The organism is Pseudomonadales bacterium, from assembly GCA_013215025.1.
In the GTDB taxonomy this organism is placed as follows: Bacteria; Pseudomonadota; Gammaproteobacteria; order Pseudomonadales; family DT-91; genus DT-91.
Map to the genome: position 1 here is coordinate 1 of JABSRR010000021.1, position 18,467 is coordinate 18,467.

The following is an 18,467-nucleotide window of genomic DNA, read 5'->3' on the forward strand; positions in this document are numbered from 1 at the left end:
AATTCTTCAGCCAGCACTGCAGCATCTTTAATCCCTAAATTAATGCCCTGTCCTGCAAGCGGGTGAATCGTGTGTGCGGCATCGCCAATCAAGGCTAAGTGCGGTTTGGTGTAGTTGATTGCATGACGCTGACGTAGCGGGAAACAAAATCGTTGGCTTACACTCGTGACATTACCGCAGCGCTGCTCAATACCTGTGGTTAACGCTTGCATAAATTCCGTCTCGCCTAACTGCATCATTTGCTCAGCCGCAGCAGTGTCTAAAGACCACACTATCGATGCATAAAAATGACCGTCTGTTTGTTGATCCTGCAGCGGTAAAAAGGCCAGTGGTCCATGCTCAGTAAAGCATTGCCAAGCGGTATGCTGATGCGAACTATCGCAGCTGACAGTACAGACGATAGCCTTTTGCTGATAATCCCATTCACGGGTTTTAAACTGTGCCTGCTGACGCACCCAAGAATTAGCGCCATCGGCTGCAACTAAAAGATGCGTTTCAATTTGAGCACCATCTTCCATGGTTAGACGGTAACCTTTCTCACAGCGAGCCATATGGTTAATACGGGCATTATGCTGCAGCCGAACATTGGTTGAGAACTGCAGCTTTTGCTGCAGACTGCTGACGATTACTCGATTTTCAACAATATGCCCAAGCTGCTCTGCAGCAACATCAGCCGCAGAAAAACTTATCTGGCCTGAGCCCTCGCCATCAAATACATGCATATGCTGAAACGCTGTCACGCGTTGCTGCAACATCGCCGGCCATACGCCAATGTTCTGCAAGAAAGCTTGGCTGGCCTGTGTCAGCGCGCTAACCCGCGGGTCGAAGTCATCGACACTGTCTGACGCAGCAAGCGAAACGGCTGTGGCATTGCCGGCCTCAATTAACAGCACCTTTAATGCTGAACCATCTAACTTACAAGCTAGCGCAGAGCCTGCGATACCTGCGCCAATAATAACAATGTCATAAGAGAGATGATTATTCATATTAGCGATAGCCGGTGGCAAAATTAACAAAGCGCGACTTTATTGAAGGCAGCAGCTCCAGCGCCATTAAACTCACAGCGCGACTGGACTTCATCCAAGCTGAAGGGTTAGCAAAAAGATCAGGTAACATATCACTGAAAGCAATCGTCAGCCATTGATCTTGCTGCTGTTTTTTGAGGTAGTTTTCAAGCACGTCTAATTTATACCAAGCTTGGTTAAGCGCTGCAGCTTCTTCAATCACCTGCACTAGCGCCGCGACATCTCGTAAAGCCAGATTAAAGCCTTGTCCTGCTACCGGGTGTAAGCTATGCGCCGCATTACCCATGACAACCATGTGATTACGCAGCTGCTCGTCGGCTGTGCTCAGACTTAATGGATAATTGCTGCGTTTGCCAGCGCGACAAAAATTTCCTTGAAAGGATCCAAAGCTTTGCTGCAATTCGCTTAAAAATTCCTGCTCGCTTAGCTTGCTGAGTCGCTCTGCTTTGGCATTGGGAAGCGTCCAAATCAAGGCGCTGCGATGCTCCCCAGGCGACGATGGTAGCATCGGTAACAGCGCCATCGGGCCATCTTCGGTAAAGCGCTCATAGGCAATATTTTGATGCGGACTGTCTGTTGCGATATTACAAACAATGGCTTGGTGACCATAATCATAATGGCTGATGTGAATACCCAGCTGTTGACAAATATTCGACCGCGCACCATCAGCAATAATCACAAGCTTGGCCTGTATGTCTTGCGGTTGCTGCTGGGTAGTACAATGAAGCAAAGCACCCTGCTGTTGAACGACTACATGATCTACAGTAGCCGGGCTTAAACAGTGAATATGCGCCTGTGATGCGATTTGCGCTAGCAGTGCCCGACCCAGCTTGGCATTTTCGATCACATAGCCCAGCTGATCCATAGCTTCCTGTGCTTCGGTAAGTAACACGCTGCCCCAACGCCCTTTATCAGAAACATGTACATCTTGAATCGATTGCAGATCTGGCATAAGGCTCTGCCAGACTCCTGCCTTACGCAAAATATGCTCACTACTTTTGGATAAGGCCGTCGTTCGACTATCAAAGCTTGGCGGGGTTTGTTGAGCAGCCAAACTCGCGGTATCAGGCAGCGCAAAGCTTTCAACCAAAGCAACGCTGAAAGTAGCAGGTAATACCGCCGCTAGGCTAGCACCCACCATGCCGCCGCCGATAATTGCGATATCAACCTCAAGCTTAGGCTGCATCAGAATTTCGACTGGCCATCAGCGATTCGATTTCGGCAATCGTTTTAGGTACTGACTCAGTTAGTACCCAAGGGCCCTGTTTAGTTACTGCCACATCATCCTCTATGCGGATACCAATGCCTCGGTACTCTGCAGGCACAGAATGATCATCAAGCGGGATATAAATACCTGGCTCAACGGTCATCACCATACCTACTTCTAACTCACGCCATTGATCATGCACTTTATAATCGCCAACATCATGCACGTCCATGCCTAACCAGTGACCTGCGCGATGCATATAATACTTGCGGTAGCTTTCAGTCGCGATGATATGCTCTAACGAGCCGGATAATAAGCCCAGTTGTTGCAGCCCTTCGGCAATCACTTTGACCGTGGCATCATGCGCATCGTTCCAATGTTTGCCAACGCGCGTTTGCTCGATAGCAGCGAGCTGCGCTCTTAATACAATATTGTAAATATCGGCCTGTGGCTTACTGAACTTACCGTTTACTGGGAAGGTTCGCGTAATATCAGCAGCATAAAATTGGTATTCACAGCCGGCATCAATTAATACTAAATCGCCGTCATGCAAGGGCTGATTGTTTTCACGGTAATGTAAAACACAGGCGTTAGCGCCACCACCGACAATCGAGCCATAGGCTGGATCACGCGCACCCTGCATAGCAAACTCATGTAAGATTTCAGCCTCTAGCTGATATTCATAAACACCGGGCTGACAGAATCGCATGGCACGTTGATGAGCCTCTGCGGAGATTCTGCCGGCTTCTGCCATTATCGTGAGCTCTTCTTGCGATTTATACAGACGAAGATCATGCAACAGGTGATCTAAATCGGAAAACTCGCCTGGCGGGTGTGCACCCTGACGCACATTAGCACGAATACGATTAACCCAAGACATTACTTGGGCATCGAACTCCTTATGCCGTCCCATAGCGTAATAGACACGGCTACGACCTTCTAGTAAACCCGGTAAAATTTCATCAATATCACCGATCGGAAAGGCATCATCTGCAGCAAACTCTGACATCGCGCCTTCCTGACCTGCGCGATAACCATCCCACAATTCACGAGTGGGATCTTTTTCTCGGCAAAATAACACGAACTCACCATGCTCTCGCCCAGGAATAATAACAGCCACGGCCTCTGGCTCATTAAAACCGGTCAAATAATAAAAATTACTGTCCTGGCGAAAATTAAAGTGCACATCATTGTTTCGAAGTAATTCATTGGCGGCAGGAATGATGGCAATACTGTCGGGCAGCAGGTCATCCATCAGGGCTTGTCGTCGTTTGGCGAACAATGACGCCGGTAAATTTTTCATTGCTGATGTTTACTAGTGAATTTTTCGTTGTTGAAATAAATCTTGTGCTTGCAAATAGCCCTCTGGGTTTTCAGCGTTATTCGGGCTGGCTGGTGACGGGGCAGGAATATACTCCATAAAAATATTCATCACGGCTAGGCGAATATATTCAACCAGCTGAGCATAATCTTCTTCCGCTGCATCAATATCCTCATCTGTTTCAAGGCTGTCAGGCTCGATGCCAACTTGAGAAATAGCCGCCATATCATTCAATGCATCATTTACGATTTCAGGAATATCTTGGACTGCTTTCTCTACCGTCGCAAAACCGGACAGAAAATATTGACACCATTGACTCACTAATTGCAAACGTAGCTCTAGCTCGTCATCATCATCGGCCAGTAAAGGGTAAAAACTTAAGCTTTCATCCATCAAGCTGTTGAGGGATGACATATGAATATATCGCAGCTGTTCGAATTGCTCGCTAGAAAACTCATGCTGCAGATCGAGACATTCCATCAGAATACGCTTTAATGGTTGCGCATCAGGGCGCTGTCCAGCAGCGAGCTGACCGACCAAATAGCCGTGAAACTCTGAAGGTGAGGTTTGTGAGCCAAGCTGCAGAATTAAATCAGCGACTTCATCAAAATCCAATAAGGGCATTGCGGAATCCGCGCTATCTTGCGACATAAGGGTGATTTTGCCTGTAGAAATTTGTCTCGATTATAAGCTAAATTGCTATGAAGTTTGAGAAAAATATCACCCGGATAAAAATCTCAGCTGAGATCGATTGACCTGACCCAAGCTCAGCACTATATTAGGCATGAACTTACATGACAAAATATCGCTAAGTTATGGATGAACAAGAGATTATTGCCCTAGAACGCAAAATTGAAGAATTGATTCAGCTGTGTGAAACACTGTACACAGAAAACCATGCGTTAAAATCTAAAGAGTCCAACTGGCTTCTTGAAAGAGCGCGCTTGGTCGAAAAGAACGAATTAGCGCGCGCGAAAATTGAAGCCATGATTACCCGGTTGAAGTCAATGGAGCAAACTGCATGAGTCAGCCTGTTTCAGTAACCGTCAACATTCTTGGCAAAGATTATCAAATTGCCTGCGCCCCTGAAGAAAAACAACAGCTGATTGACGCTGCAAGTCATTTAGATTGTAAAATGCGCGAAGTGCGTGAAAAAGGCAATATCTTTGGCTTAGAGCGCATCGCGGTGATGTCAGCACTGAATCTTGCTCATGAGCTGCTGAGCCTGCAAAGCGCGACGCAAGACAGCAGCGAAACCACCACAGACTCGGTAAAAAGAAGCCACCATAAATTGGACGAAGCGCTACACCGTTTAAAACAGCTAGAAATATAAACGCTTTTATTTATTCTTTTTTAACCTGCTAACATTTTATTTAAGTTTTATATCTGGCCAAGTCAGCCATTTTGCGATACATTAGAACAGTGGCTCTCTGAGCTATGCGTGAACCTGGTATGTCCTCGAGCCGATAAACATATACCCAGGGAACAATGTCGGGCAACGGCGTGTATACCCGCAACAGCGGGAAACCCAAATTGCTTGCAGCGTTTCCGCCTTGAACCGTCGGGTTCAAGGGCTGATCCCGGGTCCGCTAGTGCGGAGAGTCATTTTAATCGCTTCAATCGATTATATTTTTCTATTCTATTTTTATTTATTATTTCATCAGAATATTCAGCATATATAACTCATTGTCGTTACGGCATAGCCTGCTGTTAAAGCATAGTCAACGTTAAATCATAGCCTCGTTAAACTTTTGGTATCCACCCTTTGAATCAATCAACAACGACGCAGCAACAAGGCCCGCTGGCACTTGAAAACGAGCGCCAATGCCAACGACATCTCATACAGCGGCGGCGACATAGGTTACGAGCAGCAACTATCCAACAACAAAGTCTTGCCGTGCAGCGACAGCTGTCTCGTGTACCCGGCTTACATAATGCCAGCAAAATAGGCCTGTACATGCCCAGCAATGGAGAACTATCGGCGCTAGCATTGATCCAAACAGGTAGACACTGCTTCATACCTAAAATTATCAATCGCAAACAGCGCACCATGCGGCTATACCGGCAAACATCAGCGACAAAAAATTTACGTACGGACGCGTTTGACATCTTGGCGCCAACGAGCAAACAATCAGTGCGCGCAAGATCGCTAGACGTACTGATCATGCCCCTAGTTGCATTCAACCAACAGGGTGACCGAATGGGCATGGGTGCTGGTTTTTATGATCGCTACCTAGCTTTCAAAGCGGCTCGTATCTTTAATAAGCCGGTGCTGGTTGGCATCGGCTATGATTGGCAACAATGGGAGCAACTTGCACCCCAAACCTGGGATATAGCTTGCGATTGGATTGCAACACCAACTAGGCTTATCAACTGCAAAATTACGCGTCATTTGAAGCTCGCAACGCGGTGTTCAAAAAACAGCAAGAAATAGGACTAGACTGCCTATATTTTGAGGTGCAGCATTTACGCAAGCCTAAACGAAAAAACGCAGCGAATGCTGCGTTTTTACTTGCTTGGGTGTGCTTAAGAATTAAGTCGATTGCTTAAAGCGCTTCAACATTCTCAGCTTGCGGGCCTTTCTGACCTTGACCTTCGGTGAAGCTTACCGCTTGGCCTTCTTGTAAAGTTTTAAAACCGTTACCGCTGATATTACTAAAGTGGACAAATAAATCTGGACCGCCTTCGCGTGAAATAAATCCAAAACCTTTGCTTTCGTTAAACCACTTCACTGTGCCAGTTGCTTTTTCAGACATATAGATACTCTCTTTGTGTTTCGGCTAAAGCCGTTAAATTAAAATTTGCCAGTTCTAATGGCAATACTCTAAACGCGAAAATCACAAGAAGACGCACATGACACTAAACTAACGTCGCAAGTGTATGCCTTGCATCCAGCAATAGCAAACACTTTCCCCGATGTCATAAAAATTTAACCCGAAAGCAAGGACAGGATCGCGATTAAGCCCTTAAATCGGGGCAAACCGGGCAGTTATGACTAGATTTAAGTATTTAGCGCCTAGCTTAGCTGAGGCACTTCAGGGCTATGCAAATAAGCAAGCTGCTTATACTCTTGCAGCAACCAATATAGCATTGACAAAACCCCGATACTTAAACCGACAACCACACCCGCATCAACAACGCCACGCCAGGGCTGGGGCATATAGCCCATCAAAACGATAACGCAAATCAGCAGTATGGTTAATGCAAAAGCCACTATTTGCTTTGCTTTTGTGGTACCAAAATAACCAAAACAAAATAATGGCGAAAGCCACAGCTGGACACCCTGGCCCTGTTGATAAACGTATTTCACTCTCGCCGCAAAGCGCGGCGCAAAACTGAGATGAAAGCCTTTATACCCCTCTGAATATGCCATAAATAAAGTGTTGATCAGCAACACACTATACTCAAGCCAACCTAATGGCATTTGCAGCGCTACCCAGCTATGTTGCGCTAGACGAAATACGGCAAACAAGAGCACACCTAGCACTACTACAATCGCCCAGATTACCGATAATTGTCTCACTTACTTCACCCAATACATCTTATTTACTGACTTCTTTGCCATTCAGCACAAGCCTCGCATAAAAAAACCCGATACATTCGCCTAAGAATGGTATCGGGCTGTTTTAGGCTAGACGCTCTGTGTTGGCATATATGCTAAACCGCTTACTCTGCGTCACCCTCAGCAACGGGTTGAGCCGATGGCTTTTCAAGAAGCTCTTTGCGGCTAAGTTTGATGCGGCCACGATTATCCACATCTAGCGCTTTCACTTCGATTTGTTCACCTTCGCTCAGATAATCGCTGACATTTTCTACCCGCTCATGAGCAATTTGCGAGATATGCAGCAAACCCTCTTTGCCCGGTAAAACCTCGACAAAGGCACCAAAGTCAACAATACGGGTAATTTTACCCTGATATACCGTACCAGGCTCAACTTCAGCAACAACTCCTTCAACCGCAGCGATAGCTTGCTCTAACTGCTCGCCGTTAGCCGCATAGATGCGTAATGAACCATCATCTTCAATATCGATGGTTGCGCCAGTTGCTTCGGTAATGCCTTTAATCGTAGCACCACCTTTACCAATCACGTCACGAATCTTATCTTTATCGATTGTCATTTCGTGCATGCGCGGAGCAGTATCAGAAACGCCATCACGCGGCTTATCCAAAACGCGGTTCATCTCACCAAGAATATGCAAACGTGCATCTTGCGCCTGCTTCAGCGCGATATCCATGATCTGCTCAGTAATACCTTCGATCTTAATGTCCATTTGCAGGGCAGTAATACCTTCAGAAGTACCCGCGACTTTAAAGTCCATATCGCCGAGGTGATCCTCGTCACCTAAAATGTCGGTCAATACAGCAAATGCGTTACCTTCTTTTACCAGCCCCATCGCAATACCCGCTACTGGCGCTTTTACTGGCACACCCGCATCCATTAATGCTAGTGATCCTACACAAGCCGAGGCCATTGACGATGAGCCATTAGATTCGGTAATTTCAGAGACCACTCGAATAGTGTAAGGAAACTCTTCAACCGTTGGTAATGTTGCCGCCAAGCCACGACGTGCTAAGCGACCGTGGCCGATTTCGCGACGACCAACACCACCCATACGGCCCGCCTCACCTACTGAGTAAGGAGGGAAATTATAGTGCAGCATAAAGTGATCGTCTTTTTTACCGTTCAAGCCATCGATGATCTGACCGTCACGTAGGCTGCCCAATGTAGCAACACCGATTGCTTGGGTCTCGCCGCGGGTAAAAATCGCAGAACCATGGGTTTTGGCTAAAACACCGGCTTCAACTTTGATGCCGCGCACCGTTTTACTGTCGCGACCATCAATACGTGGCTCGCCATTGATAATGCGCTGACGCACTGTCTTTTTCTCAAGCGACTTAATCGTATCGGCAATATCTGCATCAGCAAACTCTGACCCTTCACCGCCGAATTTTTCTATCGCAGCAGCCTTAACCGCACCAACAGCGGCGTAGCGCTCCATTTTGTCGGTGATACGGTACGCTTCACCAATCGCCTGCGCACATTCGGCATCAACAACATCAATCAATGCTTGGTTGGCCGGCTCAGCTTGCCAATCCCAACGCGGTTTACCTGCCTCGTCAGCTAGTGCTTGCACCGCTTTAATCACAGCTTGGTATTCTTGGTGTGCAAATAATACTGCACCCAGCATTTGATCTTCTGTCATTTCATCGGCTTCGGACTCAACCATCAAGACTGCGTCTGTAGTACCGGCAACCACCATATCTAAGCGAGAGGTCTCAAGCTCAGAGTAAGTTGGATTTAATAAATAGCCATCAGTATCAGAGAAGCCGACGCGCGCAGCGCCAATCGGGCCGTTGAATGGAATACCCGATACAGCCAAGGCAGCAGATGTGGCGACCATGCCTAAGATATCAGGATCAACATCCGCTTCAGCCGACATAACCGTAATTACGACTTGAACTTCATTTTTAAAGCCCTCTGGGAACAGTGGGCGAATTGGTCTATCGATTAAGCGCGAAGTCAAAGTTTCTTTTTCTGATGGGCGACCCTCGCGCTTAAGGAAACCGCCTGGAATTTTACCGGCAGCATAGGTTCGCTCTTGATAATGTACTGAAAGCGGGAAGAAATCCTGACCTTCAACCGCACTTTTCGCGCCAACAACTGTTGCTAATACCTGCGTACCACCCATTGACGCTAGCACTGCACCGCTTGCTTGGCGAGCAACACGGCCTGTTTCTAGGGTGATTTCGTAATTACCGTATTGGACTTTTTTAGTCACTGGATTTAGTTCTAAACTCACGTTTATTCTCCATTATGCACACGATTCATCATTTCATTTCTATCAACCATGCAGAGATGTGTGCCTTCTTGCTCTGCACTTTCTGGTGCACTATTACAGCCGTGCTAGCCATTTATAAAAGAGGGTAAAGCATTTACCAATCTTATAAATGCAAAATCGGCGCTAGCCATGTTCGCACACAGCTAGCGCCGATTTTAATCTTGAGCGCTTATATTAAATAAGCAGCTTGGACGCAATTAGCGACGTAAACCTAAGCGACCGATTAAGGTAGCGTAACGCTCTTGATCTTTTTTCTTTAAGTAATCCAACAACTTACGGCGTTGGTTTACCATGCGAATCAGACCACGACGTGAGTGGTGATCTTTTTTGTTATCTTTAAAATGACCTTGAAGCTTGTTAATGTTATGCGTTAACAATGCCACCTGTACTTCCGGTGAACCTGTATCACCCTCAGCCTGTTGGTAATCTTTTAAGATATCTGCTTTTTCAGCTGCGCTTAAAGCCATGCTAGTTTCCTCATTAATATGCTATATCATTCGGCCTAACCGTGCATATTTACAGATAGGCTATGGGTATTTGGCGAATCAAAGTTACTGCTTAGGCATGCTTTTCGGCAATTAAGCGACGTGGCTGGATACGCCCGTCGTCTAAAGCCTCAGCAATCCCAATAAAATCGCCACCGCAAACTTTTAACCGCACTTGACCCAAGGTTTTCACATTGGGGACAAATACAGATTGTCCGCGGCGCAGATGATACCCTGTTTCCTCAGTAACTTCCACTAATGGCAAATGATTTACCGCAACTTCTGCACTCAATAGCAGATTATCTAAGTCACTCTGTTCACCACCTTGCTCGATCTGGAGCAATGTTTCCAAGGAGACACATTCTGACAATAGGAATTCACTGCTCTTGATTCGCTGCAGCCGTGTCAAATGCCCGAGCGAGCCCAGCGCTTTAGCAATATCCTCCGCTAGTGTTCGAACATAGGTACCTTTAGAACAGCTTACCGTAAAATCAGCCTCAACCAGGTTGTCAGCGTTGCGGAAACTGTCTAGGCGCAGGCTGAAAATTGTAATATCACGTGCTTTACGCTCAACTTCAATGCCTTGCCTGGCTAACTTATACAAGGGCTGACCATCGCGCTTTAACGCTGAATACATGGGGGGGATCTGCTTGATATCACCAATTAAACTCGGTAATACCTGTTGAATCTGTGCCTCAGACAACTGATCGGTATCGCATCGTTGCACGATAGTGCCATCAGCATCCGCTGTATCCGTTTTCTCACCAAAACGCACCGTGGCAGAGTAGGCTTTATCACTATCCAGTAAAAACTGCGAAAACTTAGTTGCCTCACCAAAGCATATAGGTAATACGCCACTGGCCATTGGGTCTAATATTCCAGTATGCCCAGCTTTCTGCGCCTTAAAGAGGTGCTTAACCTGCTGCAGCACACGATTAGACGTGACACCCTGCGGCTTATCAAGCAACAAAATACCATCAATTGCGCGACCGCGGCGCTTTCTCGCCATGGTGCTATCGGTACTGCCGGTGGGAAATGGCTGAGCAGGCTAGCACAGCATTACTCGGCATCTGGATCAGAATGTGATGGATTAGCTGAATCGCTAGATCCTGTTTCGTCATCTGCACGCGCTCTATCTTCTGCTAGCGCTTTATCAATTAATGCTGACAAGTGCTGACCACGATGAACAGATTCATCAAAATAGAAACGAAGTGTTGGGGTAATTCGCATACTGTGCTCTTTCGCAACTTGCGAGCGAAAAAAACCCGCCGCTTTATTAAGCACCGCGATTGCCTGCTGAGCATCATCTGGCTTATCACTTCCTAGAACGGTGACATAGACCTTAGCATGACCAAGGTCTCGGCTGACCTCAACATCGGTAATCGAAGCCAAGCCGACACGAGGGTCGCGCATCTGCTGCTGCAAAATTTGCGATAACTCTTTGCGCAAAAAATCTGCCACACGTTCTGGGCGACCAAACTCTCTAGCCATTATGCTAAATGCCTTACAAAGGTCTGCAGATTAAAGCTCACGCGCGACTTCTTTGGTGTCAAATACTTCGATTTGATCACCCGCACGTACATCTTGGTAGTTCTTTACACCAATACCGCATTCCATGCCATTTCGCACTTCGTTCACATCGTCTTTAAAACGACGCAGCGACTCTAGCTCGCCCTCGTAAATTACCACGCTATCACGCAATACACGAATAGGCTTGCTACGGTATACCGTACCTTCAATCACCATAGAGCCTGCAATAAGACCAAATTTCGGTGATTTAAATACATCACGCACTTCGGCAATACCAACAATCTCTTCACGTAGCTCTGGTGCTAACATACCGGTTAATGCCGCTTTCACATCGTCAAGTAAGTCATAAATAACGCTGTAGTAGCGAAGATCAATCGCTTCTTTTTCAGCAAGCTTACGCGCGGCATTATCGGCACGAACATTAAAACCAAACATCACAGCACCTGAGGTTAGGGCTAGGTTGACATCTGATTCAGAGATTCCACCAACGCCAGAACTTATAATATTCACGCTAACTTCATCATTGCCGATTTCTAGCAAAGCAGATTGAATCGCCTCTAAAGAACCTCGCACATCGGCTTTTACTAAGATATTCAAGACCTGTTTATCGTCAGAGCCCATATTAGCAAACATATTCTCAAGCTTAGCGGCCTGCTGACGCGCTAAACGTTGCTCGCGAGTTCGAACGTTTCTAAACTCAGCCACTTCGCGGGCTTTTTTCTCGGACTCAACGACAAAGAAATCATCACCGGCGTCAGGGGTACCATCTAAACCTAAAATTTCTACCGGTATTGCAGGGCCTGCCGTCTTGGTTGCCTGACCGTTTTCATCAACCATGGCTCTAACACGACCAAAATTTTCGCCAGCCAAGACAATATCACCATGACGAAGCGTACCATTTTGCACTAACACAGTAGCAATCGCGCCTCGGCCTTTATCAAGCCTTGACTCAATAACCAGACCTCGACCAGGAATATCTTTCGCAGCTTGCAGTTCAAGTAACTCAGCCTGCAACAAGATAGCTTCTAACAAGGCATCNATGCCCTGTCCAGTATGCGCAGAAACCTCGATGAATTGCGTATCGCCACCCCAGTCTTCGGGGATAACATCCTTAGCTGCCAATTCATTTTTAACACGGTCTGGATCAGCAGCCTCTTTATCGATTTTATTGACCGCCACTACGATAGGCACACCAGCAGCTCGCGCATGCTGAACCGCCTCTTCGGTTTGCGGCATCACGCCATCATCAGCTGCCACTACTAAAATGATAACATCGGTAGATTTTGCACCGCGTGCACGCATAGCAGTAAATGCCGCATGCCCCGGGGTATCAAGAAATGTCACCATGCCGTTGGCAGTTTCCACATGATAGGCACCAATGTGCTGGGTGATACCACCTGCCTCACCACTGGCCACGCGAGATTCACGAATATAATCAAGTAGCGAAGTTTTACCGTGGTCAACGTGACCCATAACAGTGACTACCGGCGCACGTGATTCCAACGTGCCCTCGTCAGAAACTAAATCATCTAACAAGTTATCTTCTAATGCAGTCTCACTGACTACTTTGACTTTATGGCCTAGCTCTTCAATCACAAGACTCGCCGTATCCTGGTCAATATTCTGATTGACCGTTGCCATGACGCCAAGCTTCATAAGCTCTTTAATGACCTCGCCAGCTTTAATATTCATTTGACTGGCTAAGGCAGAAACTACGATATTTTCACCCAGCTCAACTTCTAGCACCTGCTTTTCAGTTGGTTGCTGGAAGGCTTGAGACTTGACATCTGCACGCTTAATTTTGCGACGTGAACTGCGTAAAGTCTCTTCTGCCTCATATTCACCGTCTTCCGTAAGCTGCACATGAATATTATGGCCGCGAGACTTACCCCGTGAGCCACGTTCTTTTGTGGTACGGGTTTTGGGTTTTTGCGCATCATCATCATCATTTGATTTTTTACGCAGCGGTACTTTTACACCCGTGGTGGCATCAGCTTTTTTAGGCTTAGCGGCTTTCTCTTTCTCTGCCTTCGCTTTTGCAGCTTCTGCTTCTGCCTTTTTCGCCGCTTCTTCAGCAGCTTTTGCCTCTAACCTTGCTTTACGCTCAGCTGCTTCTTTTTCTTCTTGCTCCTTTCTACGAGCGGCAGCTTGCTGGCGTAAAACCTCAGGATCGTTGGGGTCAATTTTTCTTTTCAACGGCGCTGATTTCGCCGCCTGCTTAGATTCTGTGTTTTCCGCTGAGGCCTTGGCAGCTTTTTCTTCTGCCTCTTTAACTTTACGCTCAGCTTCTTCCGTAGCTTTACGCGCTTCCTCAGCTTCTTTCGCTGCCTGCGCTTCAGCCTCAGCTTTTTTCGTAGCCTCATCTAAGCGTGCTTTTTGCAATGCTTCATCTTGGCTTGCAAGTTCTTTTTTCGCATCACTTTCAGCAACAGTAGCGGTTGCAGCGCCTGTAGATTCTTCAGCATCGCGTTTAACGTATGTGCGTTTTTTACGCACTTCTACGTTTACGGTTTTCTTGCCTTGGCCGCCCGTAGACTTTAAGGTACTTAAGGTTTTACGCTTTAGCGTGATTTTTTTCGGCGCCTCGGTGTCACTGCCATGTGAGCCTTTCAAGAACGATAGCAAGGTTTGCTTGTCTTCATCAGACACAACCTCATCGGCCGCGGTATGCGCAAGACCTGCTTCTTTCATTTGCGTAAGCAGTTTATCAACAGGGGTTCCCACCGTCTCTGATAACTGTTTAACTGTTACTTCTGCCATTCGTTAAGCTCTCCGTTAGGTCACTTGACCTGGATTAGTCTTCACCTTCAAACCAAGGTGCACGTGCGGTCATAATCAAGGTGCCCGCTCGCTCTTCGTCAATTTCTTCAATATCGATTAAATCTTCAATAGCCTGCTCTGCTAGGTCTTCCATGGTAACAATGCCGCGTGATGCCAAGACAAAAGCTAAGTGTTTATCCATGCCATCCATGGTCAATAAGTCTTCAGCTGGCTCAGAACTTTCTAGCTTTTCTTCACTGGCAATGGCTTGAGTTAACAAGGCATCTTTGGCGCGAGAACGAAGCTCCTCGGCAATTTCTTGATCAAATCCTTCTATCGCCAGCATTTCCTCGAGTGGTACATAGGCAACTTCTTCTAAGGTAGTGAAGCCTTCCTCAGCTAACACCTCAGCTAAATCTTCATCGACATCAAGCGCCTGCATAAAGACCTGAATCACTTCTCCTGATTCTTCTTGCTGCTTATCATTCCACTCTTCAACGCTCATCACGTTGATCTTCCAACCTGTCAACTCACAGGCAAGACGAACATTTTGACCGGAGCGACCAATCGCCTGAGCAAGATCGCCCTCGGCTACTGCCACATCCATTGCATGCGCGTCTTCATCTACTACAATAGATTCAACATCGGCTGGAGCCATGGCATTAATAACTAACTGCGCAGGGTTTTCATCCCAAAGGATAATATCTACACGCTCATTATTTAACTCACCAGATACAGCTTGAACGCGAGCACCGCGCATACCCACACAGGCACCCACGGGATCCATTCGGCCATCGTTAGTTTTTACAGCAATTTTAGCTCGGCTACCCGGATCACGAGCAGCAGACTTAATTTCGATGGTTTCTTCACCGATTTCAGGCACTTCGATTTTAAACAGCTCAACTAACATTTCTGAGCAAGCGCGACTTAGGATGAGCTGTGGGCCTCGGTTGTCTGGGGCAACTTCATTAAGAATCGCTCTGACTCTGTCACCCATTCTGAAAATTTCGCGACCGACTAATTCTGATTTTGGTAGTAAGCCCTCAGCATTATTACCAAGATCTACAATGATATTATCTCGCGTCACCTTCTTGATGGTGCCATTAATAAGTTCACCAACACGACCTTCGTATTGTGCAACAACCTTAGCGCGTTCTGCTTCACGAACTTTCTGCACAATCACTTGCTTCGCTGTTTGTGCAGCAATCCGGCCAAAATCAATATTTTCCACTTGAATTTGATGAACTTCACCAACCGTCATATCTTTGCCGAAGTCTGCTTTTGCTTCTTCAGCATAAATTTCGACGCCTAAAATCGCAGGGTCTTCATCAGACACCACTGACCAACGGCGAAAAGTTTCATAATCGCCAGTAGCCTGATCAATATTGACGACAATATCTGAATCTTCCTCATAGCGCTTTTTAGTTGCCATAGCCAAGGCTTGTTCTATCGCTTCAAAAATTAAGCCTTTTTCAACGCCTTTTTCATTTGAAACCGCTTCTGCAACTAACAGTATTTCTTTACTCATAGCACTGCCTCTCTCAGCACATTCCTGTTACATCTTTAATAAAATCTTATGACTTCGCCGACACCACAACGGTCGTATCAAGCTGCGCCTTATCTATTGCCTCAAGCGGCAAGAGATATTCTGACTGATCAACCAGTAAGACTAGTTCATCACCCTCAATACCGGTTAACACCCCGGCAAATTTTCGCCTATTTTCAAACGGCACATGCAAGCGAATACGAATAAATTGACCAATGTATTGCTCAAACTGCGCCTTACTAAAAAGTAGTCGATCTACGCCAGGCGATGAAACCTCTAAGGTATAGCGACTAGTAATTGGATCTTCGACATCAAGCACACCACTAAGCTGGTGACTGACTGCGGCGCAATCGTCAACCGTAATCCCTTTACTGCTCTCAATATAAACACGCAAGGTGGTATATTTACCAGCCGATATAAGTTCTAAGCCCCATAGCTCATAACCCAGCGCCTCAATGGATGGCGCAATTAGCGTGCGAATACTGTCAACTGTTGCCACATTATATTCCTAAGCAAGCACTTAACTAAGCTGCACATTGCCTAATCAAGAAACAAAAAATGGGCACGAGGCCCATTTTTAAACTCAAACAAGTTATTGATTTTAAATACAATATCTTGTTTGCATCAAAAAAAAGTTACAAAAAAAGCCCGCTTGGGCTCCAATTACTACGGTCTTGCTGGTTGTCATTCACTAGACGAAAACAAGACTGAAACTTGGCGCGAATTATAGCTACGCGTCAAAACTGGGTCAAGAAAAATGGTGCTCAGAGCGGGACTTGAACCCGCACGGCCAAAGGCCACTACCCCCTCAAGATAGCGTGTCTACCAATTCCACCACCTGAGCAAAACACATTATGGCTGCGGAATATCCTCGCCCACTGCAGCACCTGAATCAAGCGCCGGAATTTCGTCAACGCTTGCTGGCTCTGCCGGCACTGCTTCGAGCACTGGCACCTCACCATCACCTAACTCTGATTGCACCGACTCTACAGCAGGCACATCTATGATTAATTCGTCGGTAAGGCTAGACTGCTGTTTGGCGTAGTAAGCCAAACCCAAGCTAGTGGCAAAAAATAAGGCCGCTAAAATTGACGTCCACTGAGTCAGAACATTGCCACTGCCCTGCACACCAAATACCGTACCCGAGGCGCCACCACCGAATGATGCGCCTGCATCAGCACCTTTACCTTGTTGCAGTAATATTAAACCAACAATTAAGATTGCTGCCAAAACATGAACGATTAAAATAACTTGTTCTAACATCTAAAAATCCAAAGTATATCTATAGTCTGCTCAAGCGGATTCAGCCGCTTTTGCAATCTTCAAAAACTGATCAGCATTTAACGCTGCGCCGCCGACCAAGGCCCCATCAATATCGGCTTGAGCAAATAAGTCAGCCGCATTGTCTGCCTTTACACTACCGCCATATAAAAGCGAAATCTGCTCAGCCGCAGCTGGCGAGTAGTTCGCGATCTGCTCTCTAATAAACGCATGCACTTCTTGAGCTTGCGCTGGAGTCGCTGTTTTACCTGTACCTATCGCCCATACCGGCTCATAGGCGATGACTGAATGCTGCATAGCATCAATATCAACAGCATCAAAAACAGCGCAAAGTTGCTGCTTAACCACGGCCAAGGTATCGCCAGCTTCTCGTTGTGCTAAATTTTCACCTAAGCACAATACAGGGCTAATATTCTTGGCAATCAACTGCTGAAATTTAGCTAACACCGTAGCATCCGACTCAGCATAATATTGACGACGTTCTGAATGACCAACCAAGGCATAACTTACATCAAGATCAGCCAGCATTGCCGCCGAGCATTCGCCAGTAAAAGCCCCAGAATCTGGCGACTCTGCACAAACATTCTGTGCACCCAGCGCAATCGGTAGCTCATTAGCATCAAGCTCAAGCAATATCTGAGCAAGATAGATATCAGGCGGACAAACTGCAAGCTTAACCGTGTCCAGTTCAAACATTTGTTCGGCAATGGATTCGATTAGCTGCTGATTTTGACTCAGACTGCCGTGCATTTTCCAATTACCGATGACTAATGACTGCGCCATAGAGCCCCCTAAAAATGGCCGCCAATATTAACGATTAAGTTATCAAGTTACAAGCAATGACTTATTTATTACCATACTCTTCGACAATCATGGCCAGACGAGCAGCACAGTCTTTGACCTGTGCCTCAGCTTCCCCTTCAACCATGACTCTGACGACAGGCTCTGTACCGGAGGGCCGAAGCAAAACTCTACCGCGACCTGCCAGCTCATCTTCGATCGCAGCAATGGCTGATTTAACCGGATCAAGCGAAGCTATATGGTGTTTATCTTGAACAGTCACATTAATCATATGCTGAGGAAATTTTTGCACCGGCGCAAGCAACTGTGCCAATGTTTTGCCACTGCGCGCTAGAGCCAACAGCACCTGCAGCGCAGCCACAATACCATCGCCGGTTGTGGTCACATCAGCGGCAATAATATGGCCTGATGACTCACCACCCAGCAACCAGCCTTTTTCTAGCATCAGCTGCTTAACATAACGGTCACCAACTTGTGCGCGCGCAAAGCCAAAACCAATCTCTTTCAACGCCAACTCAACGCCAAGGTTGGTCATTAAGGTACCTACAACCCCCCTAGCTTCAGCGGCTAATTCAGTTTTTTGCGAGGCGATAATATACAGCAGCTCGTCACCGTCAACTAAACGACCCGAGGCATCAACAAATAGCAACCTGTCACCATCGCCATCGAA

At 46.7% G+C, this 18,467-nt stretch carries 19 protein-coding genes, 1 tRNA gene and 1 other RNA gene; 4 read left to right on the forward strand and 17 right to left on the reverse strand.

What is annotated here, in order from left to right:
* From HRU21_02940 to HRU21_02955, 4 genes are all read right to left on the reverse strand, one after another.
* Positions 1 to 986 (reverse strand): UbiH/UbiF/VisC/COQ6 family ubiquinone biosynthesis hydroxylase (locus HRU21_02940; GenBank protein ID NRA41247.1); only part of this gene is annotated, 986 nt, incomplete at its 3' end.
* Position 987: 1 nt separating this feature from the next.
* Positions 988 to 2,211 carry a 2-octaprenyl-6-methoxyphenyl hydroxylase gene (gene ubiH / locus HRU21_02945; GenBank protein NRA41248.1) on the reverse strand — a complete coding sequence of 408 codons (1,224 nt, stop codon included), beginning with the start codon at positions 2,209 to 2,211 and terminating at the stop codon, positions 988 to 990.
* Positions 2,201 to 3,535, reverse strand: coding sequence for a Xaa-Pro aminopeptidase (pepP, locus tag HRU21_02950; protein NRA41249.1), 1,335 nt, complete (start codon positions 3,533 to 3,535; stop codon positions 2,201 to 2,203). Before pepP ends, ubiH begins: the two co-directional genes overlap by 11 nt.
* Before the next feature lie 12 nt (positions 3,536 to 3,547).
* On the reverse strand, positions 3,548 to 4,204 hold the full coding sequence (locus HRU21_02955) for a UPF0149 family protein (GenBank protein NRA41250.1): 657 nt from the start codon (positions 4,202 to 4,204) through the stop codon (positions 3,548 to 3,550).
* A 164-nt stretch (positions 4,205 to 4,368) separates the two neighbouring features.
* Here HRU21_02955 and HRU21_02960 point away from each other — a divergent pair, with 164 nt between their 5' ends.
* The 4 genes from HRU21_02960 to HRU21_02975 all read left to right on the forward strand — a co-directional run bounded on the left by HRU21_02960 (position 4,369) and on the right by HRU21_02975 (position 5,987).
* Entirely contained in the window at positions 4,369 to 4,578 is a 210-nt protein-coding gene (locus tag HRU21_02960) for a TIGR02449 family protein (GenBank protein NRA41251.1), read from the forward strand.
* Positions 4,575 to 4,886, forward strand: coding sequence for a cell division protein ZapA (locus HRU21_02965; protein NRA41252.1), 312 nt, complete (start codon positions 4,575 to 4,577; stop codon positions 4,884 to 4,886). The genes HRU21_02960 and HRU21_02965 overlap by 4 nt, the downstream gene beginning before the upstream one ends.
* Positions 4,887 to 4,977: 91 nt before the next feature.
* Positions 4,978 to 5,158: non-coding RNA, 6S RNA (ssrS, locus tag HRU21_02970), on the forward strand.
* 160 nt (positions 5,159 to 5,318) lie between these two features.
* Positions 5,319 to 5,987 (forward strand): 5-formyltetrahydrofolate cyclo-ligase, encoded by a 669-nt coding sequence (locus HRU21_02975; GenBank protein NRA41253.1) that lies wholly within the window; start codon positions 5,319 to 5,321, stop codon positions 5,985 to 5,987.
* A 112-nt stretch (positions 5,988 to 6,099) separates the two neighbouring features.
* Here HRU21_02975 and HRU21_02980 read toward each other — a convergent pair whose 3' ends face one another.
* From HRU21_02980 to glmM, 13 genes are all read right to left on the reverse strand, one after another.
* Positions 6,100 to 6,309, reverse strand: coding sequence for a cold-shock protein (locus HRU21_02980; protein NRA41254.1), 210 nt, complete (start codon positions 6,307 to 6,309; stop codon positions 6,100 to 6,102).
* Positions 6,310 to 6,569: 260 nt separating this feature from the next.
* On the reverse strand, positions 6,570 to 7,076 hold the full coding sequence (locus HRU21_02985) for a hypothetical protein (GenBank protein ID NRA41255.1): 507 nt from the start codon (positions 7,074 to 7,076) through the stop codon (positions 6,570 to 6,572).
* Between the two features lie 143 nt (positions 7,077 to 7,219).
* The gene (gene pnp / locus HRU21_02990; GenBank protein NRA41256.1) at positions 7,220 to 9,355 is read right to left on the reverse strand and encodes a polyribonucleotide nucleotidyltransferase; all 2,136 of its coding nucleotides are present in this window, start codon (positions 9,353 to 9,355) and stop codon (positions 7,220 to 7,222) included.
* 236 nt (positions 9,356 to 9,591) lie between these two features.
* Positions 9,592 to 9,861, reverse strand: a complete 270-nt coding sequence (gene rpsO / locus HRU21_02995; protein ID NRA41257.1) for a 30S ribosomal protein S15 — start codon at positions 9,859 to 9,861, stop codon at positions 9,592 to 9,594.
* A 91-nt stretch (positions 9,862 to 9,952) separates the two neighbouring features.
* Positions 9,953 to 10,888, reverse strand: coding sequence for a tRNA pseudouridine(55) synthase TruB (gene truB / locus HRU21_03000; GenBank protein ID NRA41258.1), 936 nt, complete (start codon positions 10,886 to 10,888; stop codon positions 9,953 to 9,955).
* Positions 10,889 to 10,938: 50 nt separating this feature from the next.
* Entirely contained in the window at positions 10,939 to 11,370 is a 432-nt protein-coding gene (gene rbfA / locus HRU21_03005) for a 30S ribosome-binding factor RbfA (protein NRA41259.1), read from the reverse strand.
* 30 nt (positions 11,371 to 11,400) lie between these two features.
* Complete coding sequence (infB, locus tag HRU21_03010; GenBank protein ID NRA41260.1) at positions 11,401 to 14,169, reverse strand: translation initiation factor IF-2; 2,769 nt, start codon at positions 14,167 to 14,169, stop codon at positions 11,401 to 11,403.
* Positions 14,170 to 14,203: 34 nt separating this feature from the next.
* On the reverse strand, positions 14,204 to 15,697 hold the full coding sequence (gene nusA, locus HRU21_03015; protein NRA41261.1) for a transcription termination/antitermination protein NusA: 1,494 nt from the start codon (positions 15,695 to 15,697) through the stop codon (positions 14,204 to 14,206).
* 46 nt (positions 15,698 to 15,743) lie between these two features.
* The gene (gene rimP / locus HRU21_03020) at positions 15,744 to 16,214 is read right to left on the reverse strand and encodes a ribosome maturation factor RimP (GenBank protein ID NRA41262.1); all 471 of its coding nucleotides are present in this window, start codon (positions 16,212 to 16,214) and stop codon (positions 15,744 to 15,746) included.
* Between the two features lie 259 nt (positions 16,215 to 16,473).
* A tRNA-Leu gene (locus HRU21_03025) sits at positions 16,474 to 16,559 on the reverse strand.
* Positions 16,560 to 16,567: 8 nt separating this feature from the next.
* The gene (gene secG, locus HRU21_03030; GenBank protein NRA41263.1) at positions 16,568 to 16,978 is read right to left on the reverse strand and encodes a preprotein translocase subunit SecG; all 411 of its coding nucleotides are present in this window, start codon (positions 16,976 to 16,978) and stop codon (positions 16,568 to 16,570) included.
* A 30-nt stretch (positions 16,979 to 17,008) separates the two neighbouring features.
* Positions 17,009 to 17,779, reverse strand: a complete 771-nt coding sequence (locus HRU21_03035; GenBank protein NRA41264.1) for a triose-phosphate isomerase — start codon at positions 17,777 to 17,779, stop codon at positions 17,009 to 17,011.
* A 61-nt stretch (positions 17,780 to 17,840) separates the two neighbouring features.
* Positions 17,841 to 18,467 (reverse strand): phosphoglucosamine mutase (gene glmM / locus HRU21_03040; GenBank protein ID NRA41265.1); only part of this gene is annotated, 627 nt, incomplete at its 5' end.

Bases quoted from the DNA above. Each gene is read 5' to 3' on its own strand.
- ubiH (NRA41248.1), bottom strand. From the start codon at position 2,211: ATGCAGCCTAAGCTTGAGGTTGATATCGCAATTATCGGCGGCGGCATG.
- pepP (NRA41249.1), bottom strand. From the start codon at position 3,535: ATGAAAAATTTACCGGCGTCATTGTTCGCCAAACGACGACAAGCCCTG.
- HRU21_02955 (NRA41250.1), bottom strand. From the start codon at position 4,204: ATGTCGCAAGATAGCGCGGATTCCGCAATGCCCTTATTGGATTTTGAT.
- HRU21_02960 (NRA41251.1), top strand. From the start codon at position 4,369: ATGGATGAACAAGAGATTATTGCCCTAGAACGCAAAATTGAAGAATTG.
- HRU21_02965 (NRA41252.1), top strand. From the start codon at position 4,575: ATGAGTCAGCCTGTTTCAGTAACCGTCAACATTCTTGGCAAAGATTAT.
- HRU21_02980 (NRA41254.1), bottom strand. From the start codon at position 6,309: ATGTCTGAAAAAGCAACTGGCACAGTGAAGTGGTTTAACGAAAGCAAA.
- rpsO (NRA41257.1), bottom strand. From the start codon at position 9,861: ATGGCTTTAAGCGCAGCTGAAAAAGCAGATATCTTAAAAGATTACCAA.
- truB (NRA41258.1), bottom strand. From the start codon at position 10,888: ATGGCGAGAAAGCGCCGCGGTCGCGCAATTGATGGTATTTTGTTGCTT.
- rbfA (NRA41259.1), bottom strand. From the start codon at position 11,370: ATGGCTAGAGAGTTTGGTCGCCCAGAACGTGTGGCAGATTTTTTGCGC.
- nusA (NRA41261.1), bottom strand. From the start codon at position 15,697: ATGAGTAAAGAAATACTGTTAGTTGCAGAAGCGGTTTCAAATGAAAAA.
- secG (NRA41263.1), bottom strand. From the start codon at position 16,978: ATGTTAGAACAAGTTATTTTAATCGTTCATGTTTTGGCAGCAATCTTA.
- HRU21_03035 (NRA41264.1), bottom strand. From the start codon at position 17,779: ATGGCGCAGTCATTAGTCATCGGTAATTGGAAAATGCACGGCAGTCTG.